The following is a 26,630-nucleotide window of genomic DNA, read 5'->3' as shown; positions in this document are numbered from 1 at the left end:
AGCTGGACGAGTCGCCGTTGTAGCTGGCTTGGCAATGGGGGCCGTGGTCGGCGTGCCGGTGGCCGCTCAAGCTGCCGTTCAAGTCACTTCCTGCCCGAGAACAGAAGAAGTGTGTCGCGACACGCAGGCAAGCTTCTCGGCAAGTACGGCGACGATCAAGACCATTTCGAACGGTACGACGTCAACGATCAAGCAGCTCTACACGATCAACAAGGGCGTGACGGGTGCGGAGATCTGCCGCGGGACGATGGGCTACAACGACCAAAAGAGCTGCAATTTGAACGGGTACAAGGGCCAGCTCACGGCGACGTTCTACAAGGGTCCCGGCGGCTTGACCACGGTGTCGCTTCGATGACGGAGGCTTCTGCGTCACTCGCAGCTTGACTCTCATCTTCAATTCAACCCAGTAACAAGTCTCAGAAACGGAAACCCATGAACCTTCGTAAGAGCAAAATCAGCAAGTTCGCTGTGGGGCTCGGCATCGTCGCCGCAGCTGTCGTGGCTGTTCCCACCGCGGCTCAGGCGGCCGTGCAGGTGACGTCGTGTTCCAGGACACAGGAGGTGTGCCGTGACACCCAGGGGAACTTCACCGCCAGCACGGCCAGCATCAAGACCATCACGCAGACGACCTCGACGGGCACGGCGAGGTGGTCCATCAACAAGGGAGTCACTGGTGCGAGCATCTGCTCCGGCACGATGGGCTACAACGACACGCGAAGCTGCAACCTCGGCGGATACACCGGCCAGCTGACCGCGACCTTCTACAAGGGGCAGAACTCTCTGACCACAGTGTCGCTGCGCTAGGCCCGAGGGCGAGCACGAAGAAGGGGCAAGGCCAGCTGGCCTTGCCCCTTCTTCACGCTCAATTACTGCTTTTCGCGTTCAACACCTTCGAATACCGAAGGGTAGTTATCAAGCCAAGACCATCGTGTGTAGGGCCAGCTGATGACGGATGCTCTACCGACCACGTTTGACAGAGGGACAAAGCCACGACTCGGTGTCCCCTGGTTGTAGCGGGAGTCTTGAGAGTTGTTCCTGTTGTCGCCCATGACCCAGAGCGATCCTTCGGGCACGGTCACCTCAAACGGATCCCGCGATGCGGGCTCTTCAGGCGTGAGGTTCGTGTACGGCTCGTCGAGTGGTACGCCATTGACAGTCATCTGCCCAAAGTCGTTGCAGCAGGCCACCGTGTCACCGGGCAACCCAATCACTCGTTTGATGAGGTGGTTGTTGCTGTCGTGAGGACGCAGCCCCACGAATTCCAGTGCACGCTCCACAGCAGTGGGGGAGACCTCGACGGAGTCAGGCAGCCATCCGCCCGGGTCTTCAAAGACCACCACGTCGCCGTGATGAAGGTCCACGAGGTTTGGCACGAGTTCGTTCACGATCACTCGATCGTCAATCTGCAGGGTCGTCTCCATGGACCCTGAGGGAATGTAGAACGACCTGATGAGCAACGTTTTTATGAGGAAGGAGATAAGTAGAGCGGCCAGGAAAATGACGACTACGTCACGAAGGAATCTGAGTACTCCGTTTGGCCTGGCGCCCCGTTCTCGTGGGGGCGTGGAAGCTGTCTGTCGAAGCACTACGGCCTCGCCATTCTTGGGCGCATGGACAAACCGTACTGCCTGCGCTTTGGTAGACCGGTGCTGTGAGACTTGCGAGTCCCTACACGAGCGTTGAGGCCTCGATGCCGCGGCTGCCTGCCTCGTGCGCGGGGGCATCTCGTTGCAAGATCAGGAGGAATGCGCGCCGCACCGCGGGAGGCTCTTCGAGGATTCGTCCGACATGGATGTCGACGTGGCGCAAGGTCTTGTGGGTGGTGTGCCGGCGGCACGACAGCCGCGAGACGACTATTTCGAGACTTGCAAATCCCGACACGAGCGCTCAGACATTGATGCCGCGGTTGCCCGTTTCCTGCGTCAGGGCGTCTCGCCGCAGGAGGAGGACAGCGCGCTGAACTGCCGGTGGTTCTTCCAGGAACCGTGCCGCGCGAAGGTCAATGTGGCGAAGTGATTCGTACGTAGTGTGTCGGTGAGCGCGATTGACATCGACGCCCGGGCGAAACTCTCCCGGGATGTGAGTCGGGTGTGCGGCCAATCGATGGGCTTCACGTGCGGGTCATTCTTCGTTGGCGCGGTCGAGAGCGTCGATGATCATGTCGAGCTCCTCGTCGTCCATCGCCCCATAGGTCGTCAGGTCACTTGGGTCGTATCGGCCGGTCATCCTCTGACCGTAGTCCGCAGGTTGACGGTGGAAGGAGCCCCCATTGAAGGCGGGCTCATGATCGACAGATGTCGTGTCGAGGTTACGGATGCGTAACGAGCGCTGCGAAGACATACCCCTCAGTGCACCCCCGGGGAGTCGCCCTGGCCCGATTGCACCGTGCGCAGCTCCTTGAGTTGTACCCCGAGGCGCTGGAAGCAAACATCCCTCACTTTGTGAGGCGTTTTAGCGGTGCTTTCAGTGCATATTCTCAGCTCTTATCGAGCCGAAGTGGCTCGTCGGTTCGAGGGGTTCGAGATGTTCACAGGGTGGGGGCGCCGCGGCGCTGTCGTTGGTTCGGTCGCAGTGTTCGCGCTTGTCGCGGAGTTGCTCGTGGCGGTGCCTGCCGTTGCTGCGGAGCCGGTGCCCGACTACAGCTCGGTGCCGCCGATCTCCTCCGACGCGGTGGACCCGGCTGTGCCGACGGTGCCGGCGGGGGAGCCAGTGCCCGCGGTCGGGGGCGATTTCGCGACGGCCCCTGAGGGTGGGGCGGCGAAGCCCGAGCCGACGCAGGACCCCGTGGACGCCGGAGAGTCATTCGACCCCAAGTCGTCGACCCTGGTGGATCAGACGGAGTTCCAGGACACCTTCGAGAACGAGGACGGCACCAAGACCGCCGTCATCGGTGAGAGCCCCCTCAACGTGGAGGCAGTGGACGGGTCGTGGGACGAGGTCGACGCGACCTTGTACAAGCAGAAGAACGGCGAGTTCGAGCCTGCGGCGCACCCTTTGTCGCCGGTGTTCGCGGACTCTGCCGCTGGCGGGGACGTGTTCACGGTCAGCCGCGACGGTCACACTCTTGGCTTCTCCCTCGACGGCGCCGCCGACAGCAAGGTGGTCCACAGTGTCGCTGTACGTTCGGGCGCCGGCGCGACCACGGTTCGTTACCCCGAGGTGTTCCCGTCGACGGATCTCACCTACGACGTCACCGACGGCGGGGTCAAGGAGGAGCTGGTCCTGGCCAAGCAGCCTGCGAAGGCGAACTCGTCATGGTCGTGGACGGTGACAGCTCCGGGGCTCGACGCTGCGGTGGACGAGTTCGGAGCCGTGGACTTCACCGATGCCGCCGGTGCCACGGTCTTCATGATCCCGGCACCGGTGATGTACGACTCGTCCGGGGTCGAGGGCAAGAAGACCGCCGCGGAGGCGATGGTCCCCCTGACGCTGACCCAGAAGCGCGACGGTGTGTGGAGTGTCGGGATGACGCCTGCTCGGTCGTGGCTGACCGACACCGAGCGGGTGTACCCGGTGCACATCGACCCGGCTGTGCACGGGTCGTGGATGGAGGACATCCACGCGTTCCGGAGCGACGGGGTGAACCGCACCGACGGGGTCTCCCGGATCGGAAACGCCCGTGACGGTGGCGACACCATCTGGCGGAGCGTGCAGCACTACAACTACGAGCAGCTCTTCGGCAAGCAGGTCATTGACGCCTACATCGACAGCGCCTACTACAACGCCGGCACCAAAGAAGTCTTCACCGGCGCGATCGACTACGCGACCGCGTTCTCGTACAACGGCGTCGGAAACCAGCTCTCGAACTGGACCCTCGGCACGACGGGTGTCGCCGACGACGACGGCATCACCCAGCAGATCTCGAACTGGGTCAACGCCAGCTCCCGCGGCAACTACCTGATGCTCGCCGGCGCGGAGATCCGCGGCCGATACACGTACAAGACCGTGAACACGGCGATGTACATCACCTACAAGGACTTCCCGAGTGCGGGAGGCGCCATCGCACCTTCCCCGGCCGCTGGCGGCCGCTCGTCCCTGACCCCCACCTTCCAGATCTCCGCCACGAACCCCGAGCAGACTGACTTCCAGTACGTCTACCGGGTAAGCGAGAACCCGAACCCCGACGTCGCTCCGGTGTGGGTCTCGGGCTGGCAGAACGCCCCCCAGTCCACCGTCCCGGCTGGCATCCTGCAGCCCGGCAAGACCTACTACTGGAAGGCGCACGTCCGCGACGCGTACGACGGCGACCACGGCACCTCCACCATCCGAGGTTCCGCAGCCTGGTCCTTCAACACGAACACCCCCGCCCCGACCCCGGCGCAGTCGACTGCGACGATCGCGGACGCAACGGTGATCACCGGGCTCACCCCGACCCTGACCACGGGCACCTCGACGGACGCCAACGGCGACCCGATCCAGTACCAGTTCACGATCGCGACCGGCACCGACGGTGTCACCGGGGCCGTGAACTCTTCCGGCTGGCTCGCGACGCCCTCGTGGACGGTCCCCGAGAACACCCTCCAGGACGGCGGCCGGTACACCTGGTCCGTCCGCACGAGCGACGGCTACGACAAGCCGCAGCCGTCGTGGCGAAACGCCCTCGTCGTGAATCAGCGGATCGGTGAATCCGGGCCCGCCCCCGTCGACACTGCAGGTCCGGTTACGGTGAACCTCGCCAACGGCAACGTCGGCATGCGGTTCTCGTCTCCTACGGTGTCGACCGTGGGCGGCAGCATGGGCATGTCCTTCAGCTACAACAGCCTCAAGCCCAAGGCCGGCGGCCTGACCGGGTCGTACTACGACGTCACCCCTGCAGCGGGCGCGACCCCGGCGTTCGACTTCACCGGCAAGAGCCCCGTCCTGGTGCGCACGGACCCGAACGTGTCCTTCGACTGGGCCTCCGGATCTCCCGGCCCCGCCGTCCCGAATGACTACTTCCTCGCCCGATGGACCGGCTTCCTCAAGGCGCCCGCGGCCGGGACCTATCAGTTCGGTGTCAGCCGCGATGACGGCGCCAAGGTCACGGTGGCAGGCAAGGACGTCTACACGGGCGGGTGGACCGCAGAGTCGCGAAGCGCCGTCTTGTGGGGCTCGAACGTCGACCTCGCCGCCGACGCGGTGCCGTTCTCGATGGACTACTACGAAGGCGCCGTCACCGCGGGCATCGAGCTGTGGGTGAAGGACAGCACGGGCAAGTCGTTCGTGGTCCCGCCGTCGTGGTTCTCCCGTCAGGTCGAGACCCTGCCCGCAGGCTGGTCGGCATCGACCGCGCTGAACGGTGACGCCGGTGACTGGTCGAGCGTCCAGGTCACCGACAGTGCCGTGATCCTCACCGACACCACCGGAACGGCCCACACCTACACGAAGACCTCCGGCACCGGCGCCTCCACCGGCTACACCGCCCCCGAGGGGGAGTACGGCGTCGTCGCCCTGGATGGCACCGGGAAGGTCACCTTCACCGAGGACGACGGCACGGTCACCGTGTTCGGCGCCTCCGGCCGGGTCGAGACCGTCACCGGAGCTGGCGATGCGATCAAGCGCGCCACCCCGATCGCCACCTACAAGGGCGGCACCGGGATGATCGAGTCCCTCTCGGACCCGCTGTCCTACGACACCGCCTCGAAGACCTACAAGCGCCAGGTGACCTTCGCCTACGGCGCCTCCACCGGTGCTCCCTGCACCGCGCCTCCGGCCGGGTTGGCTGCTGCTCCGTCGGGGATGCTGTGCAAGATCAGCTACCCGGACGGCACCGCCACGGACCTGTTCTACGACGCCAAGGGGAACCTCGCCCGGATCGTTGATCCAGGCACCGAGATCACCGACTTCGGCTATGACGACGGCAAGCTGACCGCCCTGCGGGACAGCCTCGCCAACGACTGGCTCGCCGTACCGAACAGCGGACGTGTCGACGCTCCCGCGGTGAAGACCCAGATCGCCTACGACTCCACAGGCCGCGCGACGAGCGTGACTCTGCCCGCCCCGGACGGCGTCACCGAGAACACCCGCCCTCAGAAGACCTACGCGTACGGCCCCGCCACCGGTGCAGGCACCGCGACCGTCGACGTCGCAGGACTCACGGTGCCCGCCGGTGCCCACGCGATGACGGTCACCTACGACGACGCGTGGCGTCAGCTCACCTCCACCAGCCCCACGGGGTTGACCAGCAGTCAGGTGTGGAACGGCAAGGACATGCAGCTGTCCTCCACCGACGCGCAGGGGCGGATGTCGACGACGATCTACAACGCCCAGGACCGCCCCACCGACACCTACGGACCCGCTCCCGCCGCCTGCTTCGGCACCGACCGGAAGCCGCTCGCGTCGTGCGCGGTGACGCTGGCGCACTCGACGACGACCTACGACAAGGGACTCGCAGGCCTGAACGCGGTCTGGTACGACAACAACCGGTTCGCCGGCGCCCCGAAGGCTTACAGCCTTGGCATCGGTGCCACGGACGGGACCGTGAACAAAGACTGGGTGATGGACGCCCCGATGTCCGGCATCCCCGCCGACAACTGGTCCCTCCGCCTGACCGGGCTGATCACGTTCCCCACCGCCGGGACTTACACGGTCAACACCCGCGCCGACGATGCCAGCCAGGTGTGGATCAACGACATCCCCTCACCCGCCGACCCCACCCCCGGCGCCGTCCACGACGCACCCGGTGTCACGATCACCACCACGGCCCCGAACCAGCAGGCCCGCATCCGGATCCACTACATCGACAACACCTACAACGCAGCCCTCGGCCTGTACTGGACGGGCCCCGGCCTCGCCAAGAGCGTCGTCCCCGGCTCCGCCCTGACCCCGGACTACGGACTTGCGACCTCGAGCACGACCGATGACTCGGCCCCGGCCGGCGTCGCGGGAGTCTCGAGCAGCCAGGTCCCGTCGCAGACGACCTCGACCGAGTACGCCAACCCGTGGCTCGGCCAGCCGACCGCCACGATCGAAGACCCGACAGGGCTCGCCCTGAAGACCACGACGACGTACGAGCCCGTCGGGTCGGGGTATCTGCGACGCCTGACCCGCACCCTCCCTGCCCAGGCTGCTGCAGGGGCGACGACGTCGACCTACTACGGCGACACCGAGACCACCACCGCAGCCGTCTGCGGCGTCCCGGCCGGAACCCCGCAGTACGGAGGGACGAAGACGACCACGACCGGTGCCGGGATCGTCACCACGATGGTCACCGACAGCCTCGGCCGGGTCGCCGGCACGAAGCGCACCGGCGACGCCGACTGGTCCTGCGTCACTTACGACGGCCGCGGCCGGACAGTCACCGCGACGACGCCGGCATACGGCGCCAGCCCGGCTAGGACGGCGACCTCGAACTACGCCGTCGCCGGCGACCCGCTCACCTCGAGCACCACGGACGGGTCCGTCGCAGGTTCCCCGAACGGCAGCACCATCACCACGAAGATCGACCTCCTCGGCCAGACAGTGTCGTACACGGACGTGTGGGACACCATCACCACCACGGCGTACGACCGGACCGGGAAGGTGACTTTGACGACCACGAAGGCTGCCAAGGGGCTCCCGCACACGCAGGCGTTCGAGTACAACGCCGATAGCCAGATCACGAAGGTCTCCTACGACAACGCCGTCCTGGCACTCCCGGTCTATGACCGCGGCGAGCTGGTCTCGGTGTCGTACCCGGCCGGCACCGGGAACCTCGGCAACGGGTCGGTGCTGCAGTCCATCCAGAAGAACGCCACCGGCACCCTTTCAGGGCTGACGTGGGCATTCCCTAACGGGCAGCAATCGGTGACGGATCAGGTTATCCGGTCGCAGTCGGGACGCATTCTGACCAACACCACAACCTCGGGCGCCGTGTCGAACGTGTCCTCCTACGGGTACGACGCCGCCGGCCGCCTGGTCACCGCGTCCATCCCGCGGCACCAGCTGACGTATTCCTTCGCCAACGCCACTTGTGGTGCCACGGCAGCTGGACGGAACGGGAACCGGACATCCTCGACGGACACCCAGGACGGAGGCGCCGCGTCGGTCACGACGTCCTGCTACGACACCTCCGACCGGCTGCTGTCGACCACGGTGACCGCGCCTCCGGCAGGTGCGACCCCGACGGCTCAGACGATTCCCGCGGCAAAGATCACCTATGACGCCCACGGGAACACCACCCGGCTCGCCGACCAGGTCATGACCTACGACAGCCTTGACCGGCACATGACCACGGTCCTCGACGACGGCAGCAAGATCGTCTACCAGCGAGACGTCACCGACCGGATCGTTAAGCGCACCCAGACCACTAAAGCCGGGGTCACCACCTCCACGACGTACTCCTTCGCCGGGGACGGGGACAGCCCAGACCTCGAACTCGACGACCAAGGCTCCGTCACCTCGGCCGTGGTCTCCCTGCCCGGCTCGGTGCTGGTGTCGATGGGGGCGGCGTCGCAATCGTGGTCGTACCCGAACATCCACGGCGACATCATCGTCACCGCCGATCAGGCCGGCACACGGTCCGCCGGGCTTGCCGTGTACGACCCCTTTGGTCAGACTATGGACCCGGTGACGGGTGCGTTGGGTACGGTGCCGGCCAACCAGGCTGGGCCCGACAACAAGCCTGGTGACGCTGACTACGGCTGGCTTGGCCAACACCAGAAACTCACTGAACACCTCAGCACCCTCTCAACCATCGAGATGGGAGCCCGCCAATACGTCGCCGGTTTGGGTCGATTCATCGAGGTCGACCCAATCGAGGGTGGAGTTGATAACGACTATGGGTACGTCTCAGACCCTTTGAACGAGTACGACCTCAGTGGACAGGCGAAGCCTTGCTTCAGGAACTCTTGTTCACGCCCCAAGACACGCGCCTCCACAAAGCCCAAGTGTCCCGCCGGCATGACGCAGGGTGCGCGTGGAAGATGCTTCACTCCGCTTACCGCTGCACAGAAGAGAGCTAATGCCACACGCACTGGGGTTCAACTCGGTAATATCTCATTCTGGGCGTCCGCGGGTTCACTTGTTTTCGGGAAGGTTCCGTATCTAGGACCTGCCCTGACCATCACAGCTGGCGTAACCGGTCTCGGTTCCGCATTGTTCAGTTGCATCGGTTCGAGATGGTCTCCCCGGTGTAAGGCCGAGGGAATCACAAGTGCCGCGACCAACATGTTTCCGGGCCGCATAGGCATTTGGGCTGGATTTGTCGTCAGTGGTATGTGGACTGGAGTTGATTGGGTTGGAAAACGATGATGGGTGAGAGGCCAGCACCTTTGGTCGATCGGGACAATCTCCCGGGAAGTTTTCCCCAGTTCGGCGGCCTCGCTTACGTTGCGATTGCCCTTGGATTGCTGCCAACTGCGCTCTTGATTCCAGATCTCTTCCGTGACGCGGTAGGTCGCGAGGACGTGGCCCAGACGCTCGTCTTCCGGTTCGGCGGAGCCATAGTTATTTTCGGCGCAGTTTGGGCCTATGGCATTTTGCGCTCAGTAAGACTGCGCCAAATTGCCCGATCATCGTCGAACTCAGACGTGGTCGTCGAGGGCATTTGGGACCTAAGGAGCTACCAAGAGGCTCGGGGTGTTGCGAGCGGGTTCTCGATACGGACATATGTGGTCGTCGTATCTGTCGCGACGATCTCTATCTGGCAAGGATTTCGCAAACCAAGAGTGGTCGCCTCCTTCGCGTCCGATGAAGTAACAGATTTGTTCGCGACTTCTTCGTCTGAGCGATCCCCAGTTCCAAGTCTCAGAATTGTCACTCAGGACCGAAGGGTCAACCTGCTCCTCCTCCAGTCAACCCGCTTCGCCATCAGGCGCCTTCGCGCGGATCGAGCTGTCGAAGTGGCTAGTCGAGGCCGAACCGTCATCAACCGGAACAGAACTGGCTTGTGAATCATCAGCTCCCTAGGTGCACTGACCGGAGCTGTTGACGTGCCGCATGAAGTACCAAGCAGGCGTGTCAGTCGGGTATACCCCAGCACCACACGCCGCTGAACTGGGGACACGCGTGGCGTTAGGGTCCGCTTTGACCCTCTAGCGACGGGTGTGTGTCAGGGTCTAGGGATGGTGCAGCACAAAACACAGGTTGTGGCATACGTCCGGGTGAGCTCGGTCGATCAGAACCTCGGCCGGCAGCTCGAGGCCGTCGGCGACGTCGATCGGGTGTTCGAGGAGAAGGTCTCGGGCGGCTCCCGCGCTGACCGGGTGGCGTTGATGGAGTGCATCCGGTACGTCCGAGAAGGCGACGTCGTCAAGGTCGCCTCGATGGACCGCCTCGCCCGGTCGCTCACGGACCTTCGGGAGATCGTGGATGAGGTCACGGGCAAGGGCGCCTCGGTGGTTTTCGTCAAAGAGCAGCAGACCTATAGCCGCGACACCGACGACGCGATCGGCCGGCTGATGCTGAACCTCTTGGGTGCGTTCGCCGAGTTCGAGCGGACCCTCATCCGGGAGCGGCAACGGGAGGGCATCCGCCTGGCGCAGGCTGCGGGGAAATACAAGGGGCGCGCGCAGAAGTTGACGGTAAGGCAGCTCGTCGACGCGCGCCGACTGATCGAGTCGGGGGTGCCCAAGGCAAAGATTGCCCGCGATCTGCAGATTGATCGGACGACGCTGTACCGGGCCCTGGCGCGTAAGACCGACGACGAGGTGGCGGGGGAGTGAGAGGAGCGCCCCGCGCTGGTCTCGGACGCGGGGCGCTCAGCCCCTGCGCCTGAACCTTCCAGCGAGAGACCACGAGGACGTGCTCGTGTTGGCAACCGTGGTTCGGTCACCTGCTGCGGGCACAGGATTCTCGACCTATGAACCTTGTCATGCTGGCTTGACCAAGATGGCGGACCTCGGGTCGGCGTCGGCGGCAGCTGCCAGGGTTGGAAGATCCGCCCCGTCTAGCCCTGCGAGCTGCAGGGCTGCCTGTCCGGAGAGGTGAGCCGATTGAATGGATTGACCATTGGCGACGGCTGCGTAGAACTGGGCTGCGTAGCTGATGGCGTCTGCGTCATCGATGCTGTCGGCCATGCCGATTGCGAACGGGGCGACATCGATGACCAAGTCATCGATTTGGGCGGCTGAGTGGCAGGAATTAAGGAGAACGAGAAGGGGTGGGGTGTCGGTGGCCCGCACCGCGGCGGCGAAAGCTTGGGCGGTGACGACTGCGCCTTCATGTGGCTCATCGTCTTCTTTTTCAAAAACGATGAGCTGATCGTTGCTGTGTCCTGAGAAGTGGACGACGTGGGGGCGGAACTTGGTGATGCCGTCGAAGAGGTCGCTTGTCGTCGCGGCTGGGCGTACGTCGAGCTCGATGTAGTCGCGGTGGAGAGCTGACTCCACGGCCGCGCGAATGCGTTTCTGCTCCCGACCGACTCGCAGATCACCCTCGGAGGAGGCGCCGAGGATAAGAACACGAAGCTTTTCAGCCCGGGGAGCTGGCAGGGTTCGCAGCGCCCGCTCAACGCTCGCTTCCGCATGGGCTACGCGAGACACGAGAGCCTCTCTGTCCGCAGCTGACCGGCGGTCTGCCTGCTGCTGGTCTCGAGAGCGCTTCCGTTCAGCGGCTTCCGTCTCTGTGCGTTCCGCCTTCACAAGCTTCGTCATCAAGCTCGCTTCATCCTTCATGTAGCTCGTTGCCTTGACCTGCCATCGTGCGGCCTCTTTTCCTGCCGCCTCCGCTTCCTTGTCTCGGCGTTCGGCCTCCTTCATCTTGCTCTGAGCCGTCGAAAGGCTTTTCGTCTTAGAGGCAGCGGCGCGCGCCTTGGCGCTGTCGCTGCGCTTTTGAGACTCTTTCGTTCGGAACTCACCCACGCGTTTTTCCGCGTCGGTGCGATTCTTGCGCTTGCGTTCAAGCTCGCTGCGGAACTGACTGGCAGTCACTGGTCCTCCTCAATTGCATCGGTTACCGGGACGGCGCGCGAAGCAGATTCGTCAGATTCGGATGGTCCTGCCGCAGTTGCCGCACTTGATGAGCCCGTGCTGAGCGACTTTCACTCCGACGAACGTGTGGCGGCAGTGGGGGCAGGTGAGGGTGGGCACTGAGGGCATGCGATGGACTCCTTCGTCAATCTCGGTTGCGCGCTTGTGCGCGCGTAATTGATTCGAGACAACCTCAATTATGGATTGGTCGAAGCTCTAGCGCTGCCACATCCGGCTATCGGTCGTTCATCGGGACACTCTTCGCGACCGTGTCTGGCCGGCTGGGGTCAAGCGGCGCCTGGCCTGCGGATTAGCGTATGCCTGTCCCGCAAAAGTGCCCGGTGATGGGGGTATAAACGCTACAGTCGTCGGATGCTCATCGGATACGCGCGCGTCTCGACCTCTGGACAGGATCTCGCAGCACAGCGTGATGGTCTCGCAGCGCTCGGTGTTGACGATCAACACGTGCATGTTGACCACGGGCTGTCCGGCACGACTCGAGCCCGGCCGGGCCTTCGCGAAGCGCTGGCGGCGTGCCGTGCCGGCGACGTCCTCGTCGTCACCAAGCTCGACCGCCTCGCCCGGTCACTGCGCGATGCGACCGACATCGCCGACGAGCTGACCAAGAAGGGTGTCGCCCTGAACCTCGGGGGAGCGGTCTACGACCCCACCGACCCCGTCGGCCGGCTGCTGTTCAACGTCCTCGGCATGGTCGCCGAGTTCGAGGCGGACCTCATCCGCGCCCGTACCCGTGAGGGCATGGCGATCGCCAAGGCCGCCGGCAAGCTCCGCGGCCGCAAGCCCAAACTCACCGCCTCCCAGGAGAAGCACCTCGTGCAGCTGCACCGCACCGGCGCCCACACGACAAGCGAGATCGCGGAGCTTTTCGGCGTCGCCCGGTCAACGGTCTATCGAGCCATTCAGCGAGCGGGGTGACCTACGCCTGAGTGGTTTCCAGCGGTGGCTTGGGCTCAATTGGGCTACCGGATTTGACGCCAAGTCACTATTGGGAAGATGCCTACGTATTCTTGAGGCATGATCACCAGCGGTGTTGACCCTCGCAGTGTCTTTGTAATCCACGGCAGGAACGAGGCTGCGAGAAAGGGGCTCTTTGAGTACCTTCGGGCCATCGGTCTGCTCCCAATTGAATGGTCCGAAGCCTTGGCCATGACCGGAAGCGCTTCCCCTTACATCGGAGACGTCCTAGATGCGGCGTTCGAACGGGCGCAGGCCGTAATCGTGCTTCAAACACCCGACGATGTGGCGCACCTTCACGAATCGCTGACCTACCCAGGGGACCCGGAGACGGCCCCGCAGATGCAACCGCGACCGAACGTGCTTTACGAGGCTGGCATGGCCATGGGACGAAACCCAGATCGGACGCTCATCGTCGAGCTCGGACAGGTCAAGGTTTTCAGCGACATTCATGGCCGCCACAGCGTGCGGCTCGACAACTCCGTAGCGAAGAGGCAAGACCTCGCTAACCGTCTTCTGACGGCAGGGTGCGACGTTCGGATGCAAGGCACTGATTGGCACGAGGCGGGTGATCTAACCCCGCCTGGTCCGCCTGGAAACGGGCTACCGCTAGGGCGCAAGTTGCCTTCTTCCGAGACTTCCGGGCTGCCGCGACTGTCGGCTCGCTTGTTTGAACGAGGCGGAAATAAGTTTGCTGATGTCATCGTGACTAATCAGGGTCCCGGCTCGGTCTACGACCTGACGGCCGCCGCTTCGGAGGACGACGACACTCTTCGAACGTCGGACGAGCTGCCGGTTCCCGAGTTGCCCGTCGGCAAGTCAGTTCGAGTCCTCCAGCGCCTGCCCGCGTCCTTCAGTCAGGTTCAGCGCTCCTACTTCACCATCAAACTGCGTGCCCGAACGGCTGACGGAGTTCCAATCGAGCAAGACGAATTTGTGAGTGGGGACTAGTGAATATTCCGATTTCAATTCCTTTGGACAACGACGGCTTCATGCGCAGGGAATGCCCTAACTGCTTGAAGCAGTTCAAATGGCACGACGGGCCCGCAAATGAGGATGCTGAACATCAGCCTTCGGCGTCTGCCTACTACTGCCCGTTCTGTGGACAGCCTGCTGGACTTGACCAGTGGTGGACGACTGAGCAGATCGAATACACCAGAGGCATGGCCGTGCCTGCCGCGATGCAACTTATGGACGATGAGCTGTCAAAAGCCTTTCGCGGGCTAAACACCAAGCACGTCAAGGTCACGAAGAAGGGGAGTTTTGACAAGCCTGCGGAACCCGATCCCATGGTGGAGCCGGACGACATGATTATTCTCGCGTCCCCTTGTCACGCCTGGGAGCCGATCAAGGTCCCAGATGAGACCCAAGCTCCCGTTCACTGCCTCGTGTGCGGTCAAGCCTTCGCTTTCTAGGAGTGTCCGCCCGATAGCCGATCCACCAGCGGACTGTTGGGCGACCGGAATTCGTCGCGCGGTGTCCTCCGTGCAGGCCTATAGGCTCCGACCGTGCAACCAGAGACGGTGCTTCTCCACGACGCGACGAGACCGAGCTGGTCGGGGTCGGGGCCGCGGCCGATTCGGGCGCGGATCTGGCCGAGCCGCCGAGAGGGGCCGGCTGCGACGGTCTTGTTGTCCCATGGCACCGGCGGCGCCGGGGAGGACCTCGATTGGCTGGCCGCGCCTTTGAACGAGGCAGGCTTCCTCGTCGCTTCCGTCGACCATCACGGCAACAGCTACAACGACGAGTACCTCGTCGAGGGGTTCACCCTGGTGTCTGAGCGACCGAGGGACCTCAGCTACCTCTTGGACCACGTGCAGGACCAGTACGACGTCGACGAGCGCCGGATCGGCAGCGCCGGCTTCTCCCTCGGGGGCTACACCGTCGCCGCTCTCCTCGGTGCTCGGATCGACACTCGGGTCATGAGCGCCCTCTTCGCCGGGCACGTCCCTGCCCCGCGCGTGCCCGAGTTCCCGAACCTCATGGAGGCGCTCCGCGCGAAGTACTCGATCGAACAACTCGAGCTGCTGGCCCAGTCCGCTGCGCGTCCCGTCCGTGATCCGCGCGTGCGCGCCGGGGCCCTCTTCGCACCCGGCATCGCAGAGGTCCTCACGCCTGCGTCCCTGAGGATGATCGAGGCGCCCGTGCTCGTACGCTGGGGTGACCTCGACGACATCACGCCCCCTGCGGAGAACGCACGCGTGTACGCCGATCTCATGCCTCGAGCGGAGGCTGCCAGCGTGGGCGCGACCGCGGGCCACTACGTCTTCCTCGGTGACCGAGAGGATCCTTCCCACGTCCGGGAGGCTGCCGCCGCTGACGCCGTCGACTTCTTCACCCGTCACCTCTGATTAAGACCGTAGAGAAGGCAGGGCGGTGAGCGACGCATCGACCCACTTCACCGTCCCGGGACCGGCCGAATGACGGAGGTAGGAGTGTCCGATAGGGGATCCCCTATCGGGCGCTCCTACATCCAGAGGCCGTGTTTAAGAAGCCGTCTCGAGAGTCTCGGCCGTGAGCAGCGCGAGGGCCCCGACGATCTCGACACCCAGAAGTCGACCCTCGGAATCGAAGTCGAGCACGATGTCTCCCCTGCCCTCACGCTCCACGACAACTTGCACGACGGCTTCGCCGTCAGCAATCGACGGCGCCACGTATAAATAGGCACAGTCACTGTCTGGGTCGTGTGTGAAGCGTTCATCGCGAGACATGCACTGATCGTTGCAGGTCGAACGGGAACGCACTAGGAGCCCGCAGACCCATCTCCTATCGGGCGTGTATCAGTAAGCGTCGCCCACGCCCGGTGATTTCTCCGCGCCCTCGATGACAGCGAGCAGCAGTGCGTTGAGCTGCGCGCTCCGCGACGCGTCCAGCCCGAACATGCTGAGGTCGTTCGTCGCCAGGGCCACCTGCTGCACCGCGTCGAGCACGGCCTGGCCGGCTGGCGTGATCGCGGCGGGGTTCCTCCGGCCGCGGACGCGAACGCCCACCCGGCGGACGAGACCGCGACGCTCCATCCCGTCCAGCACATCCGACATGCTCTGCGGGCGAACGAAGACGGCCCGAGCGATCTCCGCCGACGTGAGCTCAGCACCGTACGCCAGGCACGACAGCACGCCGAACTGCACGAGGCTCACGTCGTGCTCCGCCATCCCCGCGGTGATCTGAGATCCGATGATGCGCGCGACCTTCACCGCGTTCCAGCCCAGCACGGACTCGAGCCCGCGACCTCCATCGTCACCCATGCGTGCCTCCTCGTCGACGATCTCCGAAAAACAGGAACCTGCTTTTTGCGCTACGGTGCAGGAACCTGCTTCTCAGGACCTCCCTGCAGTGTGCACCACCTATCCGCGCGACACCGAACCGACATGACAGGACAGGCACCATGACAACACCCGCACTCCCCGACGACCGAGGCCGCTGGGGCGCCGGCGACGAACTCGGCACGCTGAACCTGATCGACGACGCCGCCAGGGCTCGCGCCGCTGAGGAGGTGCGCATCGGCCGGAGCGTGTCGCTCGCGTACCCGGTCGAGCCCGCGTCGATGCTCGGCGGGCCGTTCGCTCCCCCTGCACCGCCGTCGCCCCCCGTGCAGCAGGCGCTGCTCTACACGGGCACGCCGCCCATGGGGATGTCCGAAGTCCTCGTCGTGACGCCGCATCACCCGGCACTGACGCACGTCGACGCTTTCGCCCACATGCCGATCAACGGCACCGTGTACCCGGGCCGGCCACTCGAGGAGGCAGTCACGGCCGGAGGCGTCTTGCACGGTTCCACGACCGCCTTCGCCGCGGGGATCACGACGCGGGGAGTCCTGCTCGACTTGGCACCGGAGGGGCGGCTGCCGTCCGCGCACCCCGTCACCTCGGCCGACCTCGACGCGGCCGAGGCGCGATCCGGGGTCGAGGTGCTGCCCGGCGACGCCGTAGTGGTCCGCAGCGGTTGGGGCTTCAGCTGGGATGCCAAGACCCAGGCGCCGGGCATGACCGTCGATGCGGTCACGTGGATGCACCACCGTGGCGTCTCGCTCTACGCCGGAGACATCAGCGACTCCTTCCCGCCGAGCGACCCGGAGATGCCCATGCCGATGCACATGGTCGGGCTGGCCCGCCTGGGCATGCCCCTCGTCGACAGCGTCGCCACCGACGACCTCGCCGCGACATGCGCCGAGCTCGGCCGACACACTTTCCTGCTCAGCATCGCCCCGCCCCGCCTCCACGGCCTCACCGGCGTGCCCGTGAACCCCCAAGCCATCTTCTAGACCGACACCACGGCCGTGCGCGCCGCAATGACCGATCGTCTATCGGAACAGCTCGTGAGATCAACTCCCGAACTACGGCCCACGACGCCTCGTACGGTTGGGTCATGGACCCGTTGTCTAGCGTCGCCCTCTTCGTTGCAGTCACGAGCGCGATTCTTTACGCGCTCTACTGGGTGATTCGACGTGCCGTGGCAGCAGGCATCAAAGGCGCAGACGATCGTCCGTAGCCCGATCCTTCACCGGGCACTAGGCGCTGGGCCGACACACGGCTACGTTGCGAGGGCAGCTCAGACCCCGCTGTGAATGGCGGGGTTCCTGGGTTCGCCCACGTTCCCCGTCAGGGATCGGATCCCCTATCGGGACGGCTCGTCAAGGCTTGCGGCGCACACCCCGTCGGTAGCCGAGCCACGCTGCCAGCACGAGCAAGCTGACGATGACAATGACCGCGCCCAGGAGGCTCGCGGTCGAGAACAAGTGCACGCCCTCGGCGGTGGACGTCGTGTCTGACAGGGGCGCATAGGCGAACCACCCGAAGGACATTGGCTGCGCCGAGGCGATGGCAAGGACGACGACGCCCACAACCAATGCGGCCAAACCGGCAACCAGAACGAGGCGGGAGATCAGGCCGGTACGACGCGTCATGCCTGGACCATAGCGCGCCATTTCGCGCACCAGGATGCCCCGAGAGTTGCCCGCCGTCCAACAGGCTGATGGATGTGGCCGCTGGACGATCGCAAAGCGGGCGGTTACAACTCGGATGCGCGCACGAGGCCAGTGATCGTCGGTAGTTCTGCGCGGGCCACGGCGCCGGCTTCATCGACGATCACTGCGACAGAGACGAGCAGGGCACCGCACGCGGCGACCAACGCCTCCGCGGCGATCGCTTGACTCCCCGTCTCGATCCAATCGTCGACCAGGACGACGCGCTGACCGGGGGAGAACAGGTCTTGCCGTGCGGACAGAGTGCGTCGGTTGCCCCGGTAGTCCGGTCCGGTCATGCGCTTGACCAGGGGCCCCGGGAAGAGCGAGCCATCCTTGCGTACAGGGGCGAACCCCACGCCGAGCGCTAGCGCCACAGCGGGCGCGAGGACGAATCCCCGGGACTCGATGCCAATGATCACGTCAGGTCGCTCTGACTCGACGAGCGCGGCCAAGCCCGCGACGACCGTTGAGAGATTTTCCGCTGATCGGAGCATCGACCAGGTGTCGGCAGCGCCATCGAACCACCGGAAGTGCTCGAGCACGGCCTGGCGTCCGGCGAGGATCGTGTCTTCTTCGTTCACGGTATGACGCTATCCAGTCCTAAGAAGTGGGGCGTCCCGATAGACGATCGTCTGCGGGGCTGCGGGAGTCGGTTGTTGACTTGGGCTCGAATGCGCGGGGTTCAGGCGCCTCGAGATGCTGTGCCCGATGCCCAGAGCGCAAGAGCAATTACAGCGAGGGCAACGACTGCGACGACGACAAGGCCTAGGAGCCCGATGAGGTGCTCGATCAGGATTCGTCCCGCACCACTGCGTGGCGTTCGATCGAGTAGTCCCGCAATGCGTGTTCGGCCGCGGTTTGGTATGCCTTCGACGAGAATCACGATCATGCCGGGGGAACCGAGAACTACGGCGCCGTGCACGGTTGCCGGTATGCCGATGACACGGAATGGAAGGGCGCGGCAGGTTTCCACCACGAGTCGCCGCCGCCCCATCACGGTAGTCACGAGCAGAGACTGGCCGTCACGCCGTGCCGCCCACGGAGAGGCCGCGAGTCCGCACAGCCAGAGAGCGCTGACGCTGACCGCGAAGACGAGTATCAGCATGATGATCGGAAGCCAGTGTCGGGGGTATCCGCTGGCGTCCCATCCCGAGCGTTCCCACCACGAGTGAGCCCAGCGCGTGAGGACCACGACCACGATGGTCAATGCGATGAGTACGCGGCCAGACCATACGGCCGCCATCGCGCCGGATGTCGTTCGTTCCAGCGGAAGCTGTCGCGCCCTCGGACGAGAGCGTGATTGTCTGGCTCTCGTTTCGCTCATGTCGAACCGATGATTGCACAGCCCTAAAGCGCAACGCCCGCTTGGGGATCGTTCGCCGGTCACCGATGCGTCGTCAGGAGGCGACGGTCTCGTATTCGGCGTCCATCTCAGATGCAAACCCTTCCAAGTCGACGGCCGAGGGCTCACCAGTAGCCACCCCGGTGAGATCCACCACCATCCAGTTGGCACCGTGCACCAACGGCACGGGACCTTGTTGGGTATCGCTCCACAGGTTGAGAGCCTTGTCCAGTGCCGCCTGGTCCTCGTAGAGGTCGATCTGCACGTGGGGCAGGCACAGCATTTGGTCCGCGGGCAGGGCGTCGCCGTTCATCGGAGTGACAGGATCTCCGACAGGGTCGGTGTCGCAGCCAAGGTGCTCGTCAACGGCGGAGACGAGCTGGTCCATCGACGTGAAGGTTGGCAGGTCGTCGGTCCCCGCCGCAGCGGTTCCGCTGCAACCTGATAGCAGTAGGCAGAAAACGACTGCTCCTGCAGAAGCTTTGAGGATGCGTCGTCGGATCATCGTGTCCTACCCTTCGCGACAGTGCGGCTGGTGCTGCTGCGAGCATACGCACACCCCTGCAGCTCAAAGCAATGTCCTCTGCTTGGCCCGTCCCGAGAGGGGATCCCTGGCCGCACCCTCTTTGTGCGCTTCCGTAGAACGTGCGTCGTCGCAATCCTTCAGTTGGTTGTGGAGCGGGGATCGGTGCCGGCGAAGACGGTGGGGTAATTGTCGAGCCAGGTCCAGCGGCTCGAGGGCCAGCTGATGACGGCTGCTCGCCCAGCGACGTCGCTCAGGGGAACGAAGCCTTCCCCGGGTTTGTCACGGTTGTAGCGGGAATCCCTCGAGTTGTACCTGTTGTCGCCCATGACCCAGAGGGAGCCATCGGGGACCGTAACGGTGAAGTCATCTCGGGAAGCGCGGGTCTCGTCAGGGAGAAGGGTGATGTATGGCTCATCGAGGGGGACGCCGTTGACGCTCATGTGCCCGAAATCGTCGCAACAGGTCACGGTGTCTCCGGGCAGGCCAATGACGCGCTTGATGAGATATCCGGTGCCGTCATGGGGTGCCAACCCGATGGTGGAGAGCACTTTGTCAACTGGTCCCGTGGCAGGGGTTGCGGCTTCGAGAGGGCTGAGCCAGCCGCCGGGGTCTGCGAAGACGACGACGTCTCCGCGGTGCAGGGGCACAAGTCTTGGAACGAGTTCGTTGACAATCACGCGGTCGTTGATTTCGAGGGTGTGCTCCATCGACCCCGAGGGGATGTAGAAGGAGCGCACGAGGTAGGTCTTGACCAGGAAAGAGAGGACGAGGGCTGCGAGGAAGATGACGAGCACGTCACGCAGGAACCGCCAGATTGATCGCGGGCGTCGGCCGGCAGTGTTGAGGGCCGTTGGCATGGAGACAACGTACTGGGCGGAGCCCCCACATTCGGTGCCCGATAGGCGATCGTTGGCCGGTGTGCACTAGTTGCCCTCGTTGCTCCAGATGGGTCGAGCCTGGCGAGCTGCGATTGAGTAGGGGTGATCGTCGAATGTGTGCCTTGCCTCGGAGACGTCGAATTCGGGCCAGCTCACGACGAGCTCGAGCCGGCCATCCGGGGGTACGGGCCACAGCCACAGCCGAGCCGAGGTCGTGAAGTAGGAGTCGTCGCCCGACCCGCCCTGTTCGGTGAGGGTCAACAGGGGTCCTGTTGGCGCCTTGGTGGGATCGTCGTGGAAAGCGTCGCTGACGTCAGCGACGACTTTCGTCCCGTCGTCGAGGACGACGCCGAAACGGATGCTGCGAGCAGGGTCAACTGCCCCGTTGCCCCAGCGTCCGCCTCCGAATCTGTCCATGAGGGAGGACCAGTCTCGGCGGTTTTGGTGACGGTTGCGGAGCAACCACTGGACGTCGATCTGTAGGCCTGTGGCGTGGACCGAGAGCCCGGTGACCGTGACGGCGATGTCGTCGGTCGTGGCCAGGGCCGTGGACACGCCGATGCGACTCGGGAGCCAGTCGACGGGGGGCGCAGCCCACTCAGGAGCCATGTAGTGCTCAGACGAGTCGTCGTCGGGAGGCGTGACTTCGGGGAAGAACGTCATGAGTCACTTCACCATCCGCACCTGGTCTGCGCAACAGCGTTGGCGAGCTCCTGAATCTGGTCCCGCCTATGCCCGATAGGGGATCGCCTACTGGTCGCTCAGCCCCGCTCCCGTCCTGGTAGGGCGGCGCCTTGTAGGAAAGCCTCGTATTCGGCCCGGACGTCGTCCTCGACAATCGGCTTTCCGTGGCCGTACCGCGTATCGGTTCGATCGCGCTTCGGGCCTGAGACCCAATACTCCTCACCGGATTCGACATCGTAGAAATTGGCGGCTGAGTTGGCGAATGCCGTGCCCGTGACCCTTCTCAGGGTTCGGCCCCGGAAGTGGGCGGTGCGCCAGGACTTCGTGAATCGCAACCGGGTAATCCAAGACGGGCCTTCGTCCGTGTTGTGGCCGGACTTGAGCTGGATGAACATGATCCTGTCGGGCACGGGCCGATCCTACTTCGCTGATTCCGGGGGCGCAGTCTCAGATAGGGATCGTTGTGCGGCCGACCTCCTGCTGGCCCTGACGGGGGGTGGCTGTGCTGACGCCTCGCCTTGCATGCTGGGCGCGGTCGATCGAGAGGACCAAGCATGAGCAAGTCGCTGATCCACCACGAGCACATCCGCGTACTTGTCTGGGCCGGCCAGCAGGCACGCTTCGGCGGGCCCCTTCGCTGGGGACACCACGACCTGCAGGGCGAGATCGTCGAGCAGCAGGTGGGTGCCGAGAACGCCGCGGGGGTGGGCGCGATGCTCGTCGCCCAAAACGAGGCCGTGTTCGACGAGCGCCACGACTGGGACGACGAGCACGAGCCCTACGAGCACACCGATCCCGAGCGCCAGGAGTGGTCGGCCGTTGAGGTCCTCAAGGCGATCGACCACTACCTCTACCACTCCCTCGACGACGAAGCTTCCGACACCATCACCACCGTCAACGCGGCCATGTACTGCCACGCCCTCCGCCTCGGGATCGTCACCGCCGACCCGCGTTGGGACCCGGCGACCCTGACCGCAGATCTGCTGGTGGCCCTGCCGGAATACGAGGCCGCACCCCTGGAGATCTCCCCGGGTGCGACGCCGGCTGCGGGCGCCCCCACCAAGACCAGAGCCCGGAAGCGGGCACTACTTTCCGTCCAGGACACCCCTACCCGCCGGGCCACCGTCGCGAGACAGCGCACCAAAACGGGCCGCCCTGGGGGCCCCGTGCCGTGGATGATGTCCGGCATGGACGGCGTCTGGGTGTGGGACCCGGGCAAGGGACTTGTGCGTCTCGACGACCCGTTCGCCGACGGCCGGAATTGCCGCGAGTGGCTTCTGTCCCCAGATGGCAGGCACGTGCGCTACGTCGCGTCCCCTCGTGGCATGGAGCGCGTCTCCACCGAGCGTCGATGTCTCGACCTGGTGTCTGGCGAGGTGGAGGTCGAGCCCGACTTCCCCGCCAAGACCCAGGTGCACCACGGAGGCCCGGGGCTGCAGGCGAGAGTGCACTACACACAGCTGGAGATGTACCACGCCACCGCCGCAGTCACCCTCGAGCGCGACGGAGAGATCCGCGAGCTCGAGCCGCAGTTCGCGGTCACGTTGGGTCTGAACTACACGGGCAGTCCCATCCAGTTCTCGCCAGATCGACGGTGGGCGGCCTTGGCTTTCCGATCGAGATCGAATCCATTCAGCCAGCTCGACGTCGTGGACCTCAGCGGCAAGCCGTTCTCCGGGCTCAGCCACTACGGACTCGAACTTCGCGGATCAGGCTCCTTCAGCCCCAGCGGTATCAAGCTGCTCGTCGAACGCACGCAGCAAGGTCGACACCTCGAGCAAGACATGTGTGTCTGCGACACACTGCAGCAAGACACTCGACCCATCACCGTCCTGCCCGAACACCGCACACAAGCCATCGAGTACCTCGGATGGCTCGACGACACGCGCCTCCTCGCCTACGTGCGTGAAAAGCGGAGGGTGTCGGTGCTGGCGGTGGACCCGAGGAGCGGTGAGCAGGAGGAGATTGTGAACTTCGGCATGCCGATGAACAGCGGCAACTTCCACGGGATATGGATGGCACCAGGAGTCGTCCAGGCAGACCCAACCACCCTTCAAGGAGGCTCGGCCTGACCGCTATCGCTCGTGCGAGGGCGTCGCAACGTGTCGCATTGGACGATCGTTCACGAGATCAGGTCGGACTGATCTATCGAGACAGCCGGCGCCCCGTAGCTGCGGGGGAGTGGCTAGCATCGGCCGGTGGTCGGTGACCGATCGGTTACCGAACGGGCGGCGCCTCTCGTCGTGCCAGTCGGCGCAGGCTCGATCCCGCCGTGAGGCCGGCACCTGATGCGGCAACGAGTCCGACGATGGCACCGGAAAGGGGATCACCGAAGAAGAGGCTCAGGGCCAGGCCCGCTGAGATGCCGACAACTGCCGCTGTGGCCAACACCGCTGATGTCTGGCTTCTCGATCTGCCCCAGCGGTGACGCTGCCGCCACAGCGACGCGCTGACGAGTCCGGCAACCGCTCCGATGAGGGCGAAGACCACGGCAGCAGGAACTGCGTAGACGAGCGCGATGACGACCCATCCCGCGATCCCGGCGCCGTCGAGTCCGGCGAAGGCACCCCACACGACGATCCACACGATGGGCAGCAGCAGCGCACAGCCCGCGCCGATCGCGGCCCCCGTCCCGACCAAGACGCGCACATCCGATCGCGGCGCGTGTACCGGACGTTCCAAGGCAACGCTCATGAGGACTCCCCTTTTCCATGAGGCTAGGGCTTGCGCCCGGGCAGGGGCATCCCCCCGACCAGGTGCGCCGACTCTCCTGAGGAGACGAGCTACACAGCACGACAGGCGGCCCCCGGGGAAGAGGGGCTGCGTCAAAGACCGATGGACGATCCATGAGCGGCAGCCAGGTACAAGCGAGGTCAGCCGTTCGGCTACCAGGCTTCGCCCATTGCTTGGACGCCGGCGGCTGCAAAGGCCAGCAGCCCGAGCGTTGCCAAGAATGTGACAGCCACGGCGCCACGCTTCTGAGACGAAGCCAGGGATGTGAGCCCCAGGCCAACGGCGGCGAAAATGAACGCCGTCGGAGTCACGACGATCCAGGGATCGCGGGCCTGTGGGCTAACCGCGTTCACTTGCAGGCACCCAGGCAGGAACATCACGCCGAGAAGAACTGCGCATCCGAAGGAGAACACCGAAACCCAGGTGGCCCGGCTCCGCCCCTCAACGTCTCTCGTGCGCGTCATGGTCATGAGAATAAAGGACCACAACCAGGAAGAGCAGGATTTCCGTGGAACTCACGAGTCATGTGGGCGTTGGGTACGCGGTGCCTGGGTTAGCCGTCGGAAAGTCGACGACTGTGACTCCTCAGCGCGTGACTGACGGCAAGGCGGGTGATGCCGTACACGGCAACGGCCACAAGCAGTGCGCCACCCCCATAAATGCCCATGACAACAAGCAGCGTAGAGAAGTCCATCCAGGCACCCTAGCGCCGCCCGTTTCCCAAGATGTGGCCAACCTTGTGACAACTACACGCGCCTAACTGAACTCCCCATCGGCGCTGGCGGAGTTCACCCGATACCCATCACGAATCGAAGGGGATTCGATGACCGTCGGCCATGTCAGCTCCACCAAATTGCCGTGGTGGCTCAGCTGGGAGACTCAGGCGCCCCGATCGCGTCGGGGGCGTCCGTCGTTTCTCAATGCCCGGTAGGGGATCGTTTGCTGCGAACTTTGACATCGACTAGGCGCCTCGCGAAGACCGCATAGTTGACGCCTTCGAGTGTGGTTACGTCGATGTCGATGTCGATGTCGATGTCGATGTCGATGTCGATGTCGAGACGAACGACTCACCCTTACCCTGCGACATCCACAACGCCCAGCTCGCGCCCAACGCTCCCGCGGCCGCACCTACGGCAACACAGGTCGCCCACATGGCTCCGGCCGATGGATCGAGATCGAACGCCACCAGCACGGCCGCAGCCGAGGCGGCTCCGAGGAGGCTGGCAGCCACGATGACGACGACCGCCCGGGTCCACGACTCTGACCGGCGGGGGGTCACCCAACGGGCGACACCCCACGCCAGAAGCGACGAGATAAGACCCACCACGCTCCCGGCCACAGCGAAACAGGCCATGAAGAAGGCTGCCGACCACAGGGTGTAGGAGTAGTAGCTGGCGCTGCTCGGGTCTGTCGGGGGAAGAAGAGCGGCGGGCCCACCCATGAGGACGAGAGCGATGACGACGGCGGAACCGCCTCCTGCCAGGGCCCCGCCCCAGATCGCGTGTCGCATCAATAGCGGTCGCAGTGCCCGGCCCACGTCTTCCTCCAGCTCGGTCCTCAGCAACCAATCATGCCGTCTTGATGTCTAGTCGTAGGCGATGTGCCCCCTATCGGGGTTGCGATATTGGGCGGTCGCTCATCGCGTGCTCCATGGCCTGGCGCCAGCTATCTCCCCAAAGTGCCCGACAGGGGATGGCTGGCCGGGCCCTCGCAGTGGGGCGTCGCGACGAAGTGCACTTCATGCCATCCTTCGACCGTGCGCCCTCGATCGCTCTGCCTGCTCGTCGTGACCCTCTGCGCTGTCAGCCTCGTCGGGTGCTCGAAGGAGGATCCCGGTGACCAGGCCGGCGACATTGCTCTGTGGCTCGACCAGGCGCCTTCAGCGGTGCAGGACGACGGCGACGCGCTGGCCGTCTTGGCATCGCTTGTCGAACGAGGCGAGGAAGCAGAGGGCGACCAGATCTCGGCGGCCTTCAAGGAGCCCGTGACGATCAGGCGAGTCGAACTCGAGTGTTTCGGCGACGGATCCGTCGAGGGGCTGTTGGGTCTGACGTCGGCTGCGGGTGCCGTAGATACGACGTCCGCCCGTGCGAGCTGTGCCGAGGGCGTGCTCGAGCTGGACATCCCGGAGTCGTCCCGCGGGGGCGTGACAAAAGTCAGCTTCTCCTCGGTGGCGAGCACCGATAAGGGCGCGTGGCGCGTCATCGTCCGATAGGGGATGGTTGGCCGGTCGGGGCTCCGCGATCGGGAGTCGTTGGTCTGGGCTTTCGTCAGAAGCTTGCCAGCAGCTCTGTCGCCCAGGACGCTAAAGCGATGCCAATGGGCGGGACGATCAGGATGCCGGAGACGATGCCGCTGATGCGGCCAGAGCGCCCACCGAACTCACCAGCGGCAAGGCACGTCGCCACGGTGAGAACGGCGGCGACCATTAAGGCACCCCAGACGGTCATGACCGTTGTCGGGGCAAAGGAGAACTTCATCTCAAGGGCCACCGTCGCGATCGCACTCAGCGGAGCGACAACCGTCAAGACCTTGCCGAGAGGTGATGCCGGCTTCCGATGCGGAAACGGCTTACGCCGAGGTAGTCGAGCAACAGCGCGTTCGGCACGCTCAAGCTCGGCATTCTCGAACGGGTTCAAAGACATGGACAGAAGTTAGCTCA

25 protein-coding genes are annotated in these 26,630 nt (G+C 64.6%); 12 read left to right on the top strand and 13 right to left on the bottom strand.

All coding sequences use genetic code 11. The annotated features are described in order from the left end of the window. Both IFT77_RS15475 and IFT77_RS15470 read left to right on the top strand, forming a co-directional pair. Positions 1 to 355, top strand: a 355-nt coding sequence (locus tag IFT77_RS15475; protein WP_192170532.1) for a hypothetical protein, incomplete at its 5' end; no start/stop codon positions are given. A gap of 77 nt (positions 356 to 432) precedes the next feature. Beyond that, positions 433 to 804, top strand: a complete 372-nt coding sequence (locus IFT77_RS15470; RefSeq protein WP_192170531.1) for a hypothetical protein — start codon at positions 433 to 435, stop codon at positions 802 to 804. 62 nt (positions 805 to 866) lie between these two features. Here the strand turns inward: IFT77_RS15470 and lepB (IFT77_RS15465) are convergent, their stop codons facing one another. Further along, a complete protein-coding gene (gene lepB / locus IFT77_RS15465; RefSeq protein WP_192170530.1) occupies positions 867 to 1,724 on the bottom strand; it encodes a signal peptidase I in 858 nt (285 codons plus the stop codon). A 64-nt stretch (positions 1,725 to 1,788) separates the two neighbouring features. On the opposite strand from lepB (IFT77_RS15465), the gene IFT77_RS15460 reads away from it, so the two are divergent. The 3 genes from IFT77_RS15460 (at position 1,789) to IFT77_RS15450 (ending at position 10,622) form a co-directional block, all read left to right on the top strand. Continuing rightward, positions 1,789 to 2,016, top strand: a complete 228-nt coding sequence (locus IFT77_RS15460) for a hypothetical protein (protein WP_192170529.1) — start codon at positions 1,789 to 1,791, stop codon at positions 2,014 to 2,016. Positions 2,017 to 2,784: 768 nt separating this feature from the next. Then, positions 2,785 to 9,210, top strand: a complete 6,426-nt coding sequence (locus IFT77_RS15455) for a PA14 domain-containing protein (RefSeq protein WP_192170528.1) — start codon at positions 2,785 to 2,787, stop codon at positions 9,208 to 9,210. A gap of 812 nt (positions 9,211 to 10,022) precedes the next feature. Further along, positions 10,023 to 10,622, top strand: a complete 600-nt coding sequence (locus IFT77_RS15450) for a recombinase family protein (RefSeq protein ID WP_192170527.1) — start codon at positions 10,023 to 10,025, stop codon at positions 10,620 to 10,622. A 147-nt stretch (positions 10,623 to 10,769) separates the two neighbouring features. Here IFT77_RS15450 and IFT77_RS15445 read toward each other — a convergent pair whose 3' ends face one another. Further along, positions 10,770 to 11,828, bottom strand: coding sequence for a hypothetical protein (locus tag IFT77_RS15445; RefSeq protein ID WP_192170526.1), 1,059 nt, complete (start codon positions 11,826 to 11,828; stop codon positions 10,770 to 10,772). Positions 11,829 to 12,239: 411 nt separating this feature from the next. Here IFT77_RS15445 and IFT77_RS15440 point away from each other — a divergent pair, with 411 nt between their 5' ends. The 4 genes from IFT77_RS15440 (at position 12,240) to IFT77_RS15425 (ending at position 15,193) form a co-directional block, all read left to right on the top strand. Then, on the top strand, positions 12,240 to 12,803 hold the full coding sequence (locus IFT77_RS15440; RefSeq protein ID WP_192170525.1) for a recombinase family protein: 564 nt from the start codon (positions 12,240 to 12,242) through the stop codon (positions 12,801 to 12,803). Positions 12,804 to 12,902: 99 nt separating this feature from the next. Further along, a complete protein-coding gene (locus tag IFT77_RS15435) occupies positions 12,903 to 13,793 on the top strand; it encodes a TIR domain-containing protein (RefSeq protein ID WP_192170524.1) in 891 nt (296 codons plus the stop codon). A gap of 65 nt (positions 13,794 to 13,858) precedes the next feature. Next, a complete protein-coding gene (locus tag IFT77_RS15430) occupies positions 13,859 to 14,257 on the top strand; it encodes a hypothetical protein (RefSeq protein WP_197980923.1) in 399 nt (132 codons plus the stop codon). A gap of 93 nt (positions 14,258 to 14,350) precedes the next feature. Then, the gene (locus tag IFT77_RS15425; RefSeq protein WP_192170522.1) at positions 14,351 to 15,193 is read left to right on the top strand and encodes a serine aminopeptidase domain-containing protein; all 843 of its coding nucleotides are present in this window, start codon (positions 14,351 to 14,353) and stop codon (positions 15,191 to 15,193) included. A 135-nt stretch (positions 15,194 to 15,328) separates the two neighbouring features. On the opposite strand, the gene IFT77_RS15420 is transcribed toward IFT77_RS15425, so the two are convergent. Together IFT77_RS15420 and IFT77_RS15415 are read right to left on the bottom strand one after the other, a co-directional pair. Further along, on the bottom strand, positions 15,329 to 15,553 hold the full coding sequence (locus IFT77_RS15420) for a DUF2283 domain-containing protein (RefSeq protein ID WP_192170521.1): 225 nt from the start codon (positions 15,551 to 15,553) through the stop codon (positions 15,329 to 15,331). 69 nt (positions 15,554 to 15,622) lie between these two features. Next, the gene (locus tag IFT77_RS15415; protein WP_192170520.1) at positions 15,623 to 16,054 is read right to left on the bottom strand and encodes a MarR family transcriptional regulator; all 432 of its coding nucleotides are present in this window, start codon (positions 16,052 to 16,054) and stop codon (positions 15,623 to 15,625) included. A gap of 173 nt (positions 16,055 to 16,227) precedes the next feature. Here IFT77_RS15415 and IFT77_RS15410 point away from each other — a divergent pair, with 173 nt between their 5' ends. Then, positions 16,228 to 17,103, top strand: coding sequence for a cyclase family protein (locus IFT77_RS15410; RefSeq protein WP_192170519.1), 876 nt, complete (start codon positions 16,228 to 16,230; stop codon positions 17,101 to 17,103). 369 nt (positions 17,104 to 17,472) lie between these two features. Here the strand turns inward: IFT77_RS15410 and IFT77_RS15405 are convergent, their stop codons facing one another. The 6 genes from IFT77_RS15405 to IFT77_RS15380 form a co-directional block, all read right to left on the bottom strand. Continuing rightward, the gene (locus tag IFT77_RS15405) at positions 17,473 to 17,745 is read right to left on the bottom strand and encodes a hypothetical protein (RefSeq protein WP_192170518.1); all 273 of its coding nucleotides are present in this window, start codon (positions 17,743 to 17,745) and stop codon (positions 17,473 to 17,475) included. Between the two features lie 104 nt (positions 17,746 to 17,849). Continuing rightward, positions 17,850 to 18,386, bottom strand: coding sequence for a phosphoribosyltransferase family protein (locus tag IFT77_RS15400; protein ID WP_197980921.1), 537 nt, complete (start codon positions 18,384 to 18,386; stop codon positions 17,850 to 17,852). A gap of 816 nt (positions 18,387 to 19,202) precedes the next feature. Further along, positions 19,203 to 19,652 (bottom strand): hypothetical protein, encoded by a 450-nt coding sequence (locus IFT77_RS15395; RefSeq protein WP_192170517.1) that lies wholly within the window; start codon positions 19,650 to 19,652, stop codon positions 19,203 to 19,205. A gap of 158 nt (positions 19,653 to 19,810) precedes the next feature. Then, positions 19,811 to 20,530 carry a signal peptidase I gene (gene lepB / locus IFT77_RS15390; RefSeq protein WP_192170516.1) on the bottom strand — a complete coding sequence of 240 codons (720 nt, stop codon included), beginning with the start codon at positions 20,528 to 20,530 and terminating at the stop codon, positions 19,811 to 19,813. 66 nt (positions 20,531 to 20,596) lie between these two features. Further along, complete coding sequence (locus IFT77_RS15385) at positions 20,597 to 21,214, bottom strand: hypothetical protein (protein WP_192170515.1); 618 nt, start codon at positions 21,212 to 21,214, stop codon at positions 20,597 to 20,599. Positions 21,215 to 21,312: 98 nt separating this feature from the next. Beyond that, complete coding sequence (locus tag IFT77_RS15380) at positions 21,313 to 21,645, bottom strand: hypothetical protein (RefSeq protein WP_371741084.1); 333 nt, start codon at positions 21,643 to 21,645, stop codon at positions 21,313 to 21,315. Between the two features lie 144 nt (positions 21,646 to 21,789). On the opposite strand from IFT77_RS15380, the gene IFT77_RS15375 reads away from it, so the two are divergent. Continuing rightward, positions 21,790 to 23,307 carry a hypothetical protein gene (locus IFT77_RS15375; RefSeq protein WP_192170514.1) on the top strand — a complete coding sequence of 506 codons (1,518 nt, stop codon included), beginning with the start codon at positions 21,790 to 21,792 and terminating at the stop codon, positions 23,305 to 23,307. 145 nt (positions 23,308 to 23,452) lie between these two features. On the opposite strand, the gene IFT77_RS15370 is transcribed toward IFT77_RS15375, so the two are convergent. Both IFT77_RS15370 and IFT77_RS15365 read right to left on the bottom strand, forming a co-directional pair. Next, positions 23,453 to 23,929: a hypothetical protein gene (locus IFT77_RS15370; RefSeq protein ID WP_192170513.1), complete on the bottom strand. Its 477-nt coding sequence runs from the start codon at positions 23,927 to 23,929 to the stop codon at positions 23,453 to 23,455. A 191-nt stretch (positions 23,930 to 24,120) separates the two neighbouring features. After that, positions 24,121 to 24,432, bottom strand: coding sequence for a hypothetical protein (locus IFT77_RS15365; protein WP_192170512.1), 312 nt, complete (start codon positions 24,430 to 24,432; stop codon positions 24,121 to 24,123). A gap of 1,292 nt (positions 24,433 to 25,724) precedes the next feature. On the opposite strand from IFT77_RS15365, the gene IFT77_RS15360 reads away from it, so the two are divergent. Continuing rightward, positions 25,725 to 26,183, top strand: a complete 459-nt coding sequence (locus IFT77_RS15360; protein WP_192170511.1) for a hypothetical protein — start codon at positions 25,725 to 25,727, stop codon at positions 26,181 to 26,183. Between the two features lie 55 nt (positions 26,184 to 26,238). Here IFT77_RS15360 and IFT77_RS15355 read toward each other — a convergent pair whose 3' ends face one another. After that, positions 26,239 to 26,613 carry a hypothetical protein gene (locus IFT77_RS15355; RefSeq protein WP_192170510.1) on the bottom strand — a complete coding sequence of 125 codons (375 nt, stop codon included), beginning with the start codon at positions 26,611 to 26,613 and terminating at the stop codon, positions 26,239 to 26,241. Positions 26,614 to 26,630 lie beyond the last annotated feature (17 nt).

Source organism: Frigoribacterium sp. CFBP 13729 (genome assembly GCF_014841875.1).
GTDB lineage: Bacteria > Actinomycetota > Actinomycetes > Actinomycetales > Microbacteriaceae > Frigoribacterium.
Note: the sequence above shows the minus strand (reverse complement) of the source record. Positions and strands in the feature narration are given on the sequence as shown.

What these genes read in the sequence shown, in the direction of transcription:
- IFT77_RS15470 (WP_192170531.1), top strand. Translation starts at nt 433, where the DNA reads ATGAACCTTCGTAAGAGCAAAATCAGCAAGTTCGCTGTGGGGCTCGGC.
- lepB (WP_192170530.1), bottom strand. Translation starts at nt 1,724, where the DNA reads ATGCCCCCGCGCACGAGGCAGGCAGCCGCGGCATCGAGGCCTCAACGC.
- IFT77_RS15460 (WP_192170529.1), top strand. Translation starts at nt 1,789, where the DNA reads ATGGATGTCGACGTGGCGCAAGGTCTTGTGGGTGGTGTGCCGGCGGCA.
- IFT77_RS15450 (WP_192170527.1), top strand. Translation starts at nt 10,023, where the DNA reads ATGGTGCAGCACAAAACACAGGTTGTGGCATACGTCCGGGTGAGCTCG.
- IFT77_RS15440 (WP_192170525.1), top strand. Translation starts at nt 12,240, where the DNA reads ATGCTCATCGGATACGCGCGCGTCTCGACCTCTGGACAGGATCTCGCA.
- IFT77_RS15435 (WP_192170524.1), top strand. Translation starts at nt 12,903, where the DNA reads ATGATCACCAGCGGTGTTGACCCTCGCAGTGTCTTTGTAATCCACGGC.
- IFT77_RS15420 (WP_192170521.1), bottom strand. Translation starts at nt 15,553, where the DNA reads ATGTCTCGCGATGAACGCTTCACACACGACCCAGACAGTGACTGTGCC.
- IFT77_RS15410 (WP_192170519.1), top strand. Translation starts at nt 16,228, where the DNA reads ATGACAACACCCGCACTCCCCGACGACCGAGGCCGCTGGGGCGCCGGC.
- IFT77_RS15405 (WP_192170518.1), bottom strand. Translation starts at nt 17,745, where the DNA reads ATGACGCGTCGTACCGGCCTGATCTCCCGCCTCGTTCTGGTTGCCGGT.
- IFT77_RS15395 (WP_192170517.1), bottom strand. Translation starts at nt 19,652, where the DNA reads ATGATCCGACGACGCATCCTCAAAGCTTCTGCAGGAGCAGTCGTTTTC.
- lepB (WP_192170516.1), bottom strand. Translation starts at nt 20,530, where the DNA reads ATGCCAACGGCCCTCAACACTGCCGGCCGACGCCCGCGATCAATCTGG.
- IFT77_RS15385 (WP_192170515.1), bottom strand. Translation starts at nt 21,214, where the DNA reads ATGACGTTCTTCCCCGAAGTCACGCCTCCCGACGACGACTCGTCTGAG.
- IFT77_RS15375 (WP_192170514.1), top strand. Translation starts at nt 21,790, where the DNA reads ATGAGCAAGTCGCTGATCCACCACGAGCACATCCGCGTACTTGTCTGG.
- IFT77_RS15370 (WP_192170513.1), bottom strand. Translation starts at nt 23,929, where the DNA reads ATGAGCGTTGCCTTGGAACGTCCGGTACACGCGCCGCGATCGGATGTG.
- IFT77_RS15365 (WP_192170512.1), bottom strand. Translation starts at nt 24,432, where the DNA reads ATGACGCGCACGAGAGACGTTGAGGGGCGGAGCCGGGCCACCTGGGTT.
- IFT77_RS15355 (WP_192170510.1), bottom strand. Translation starts at nt 26,613, where the DNA reads ATGTCTTTGAACCCGTTCGAGAATGCCGAGCTTGAGCGTGCCGAACGC.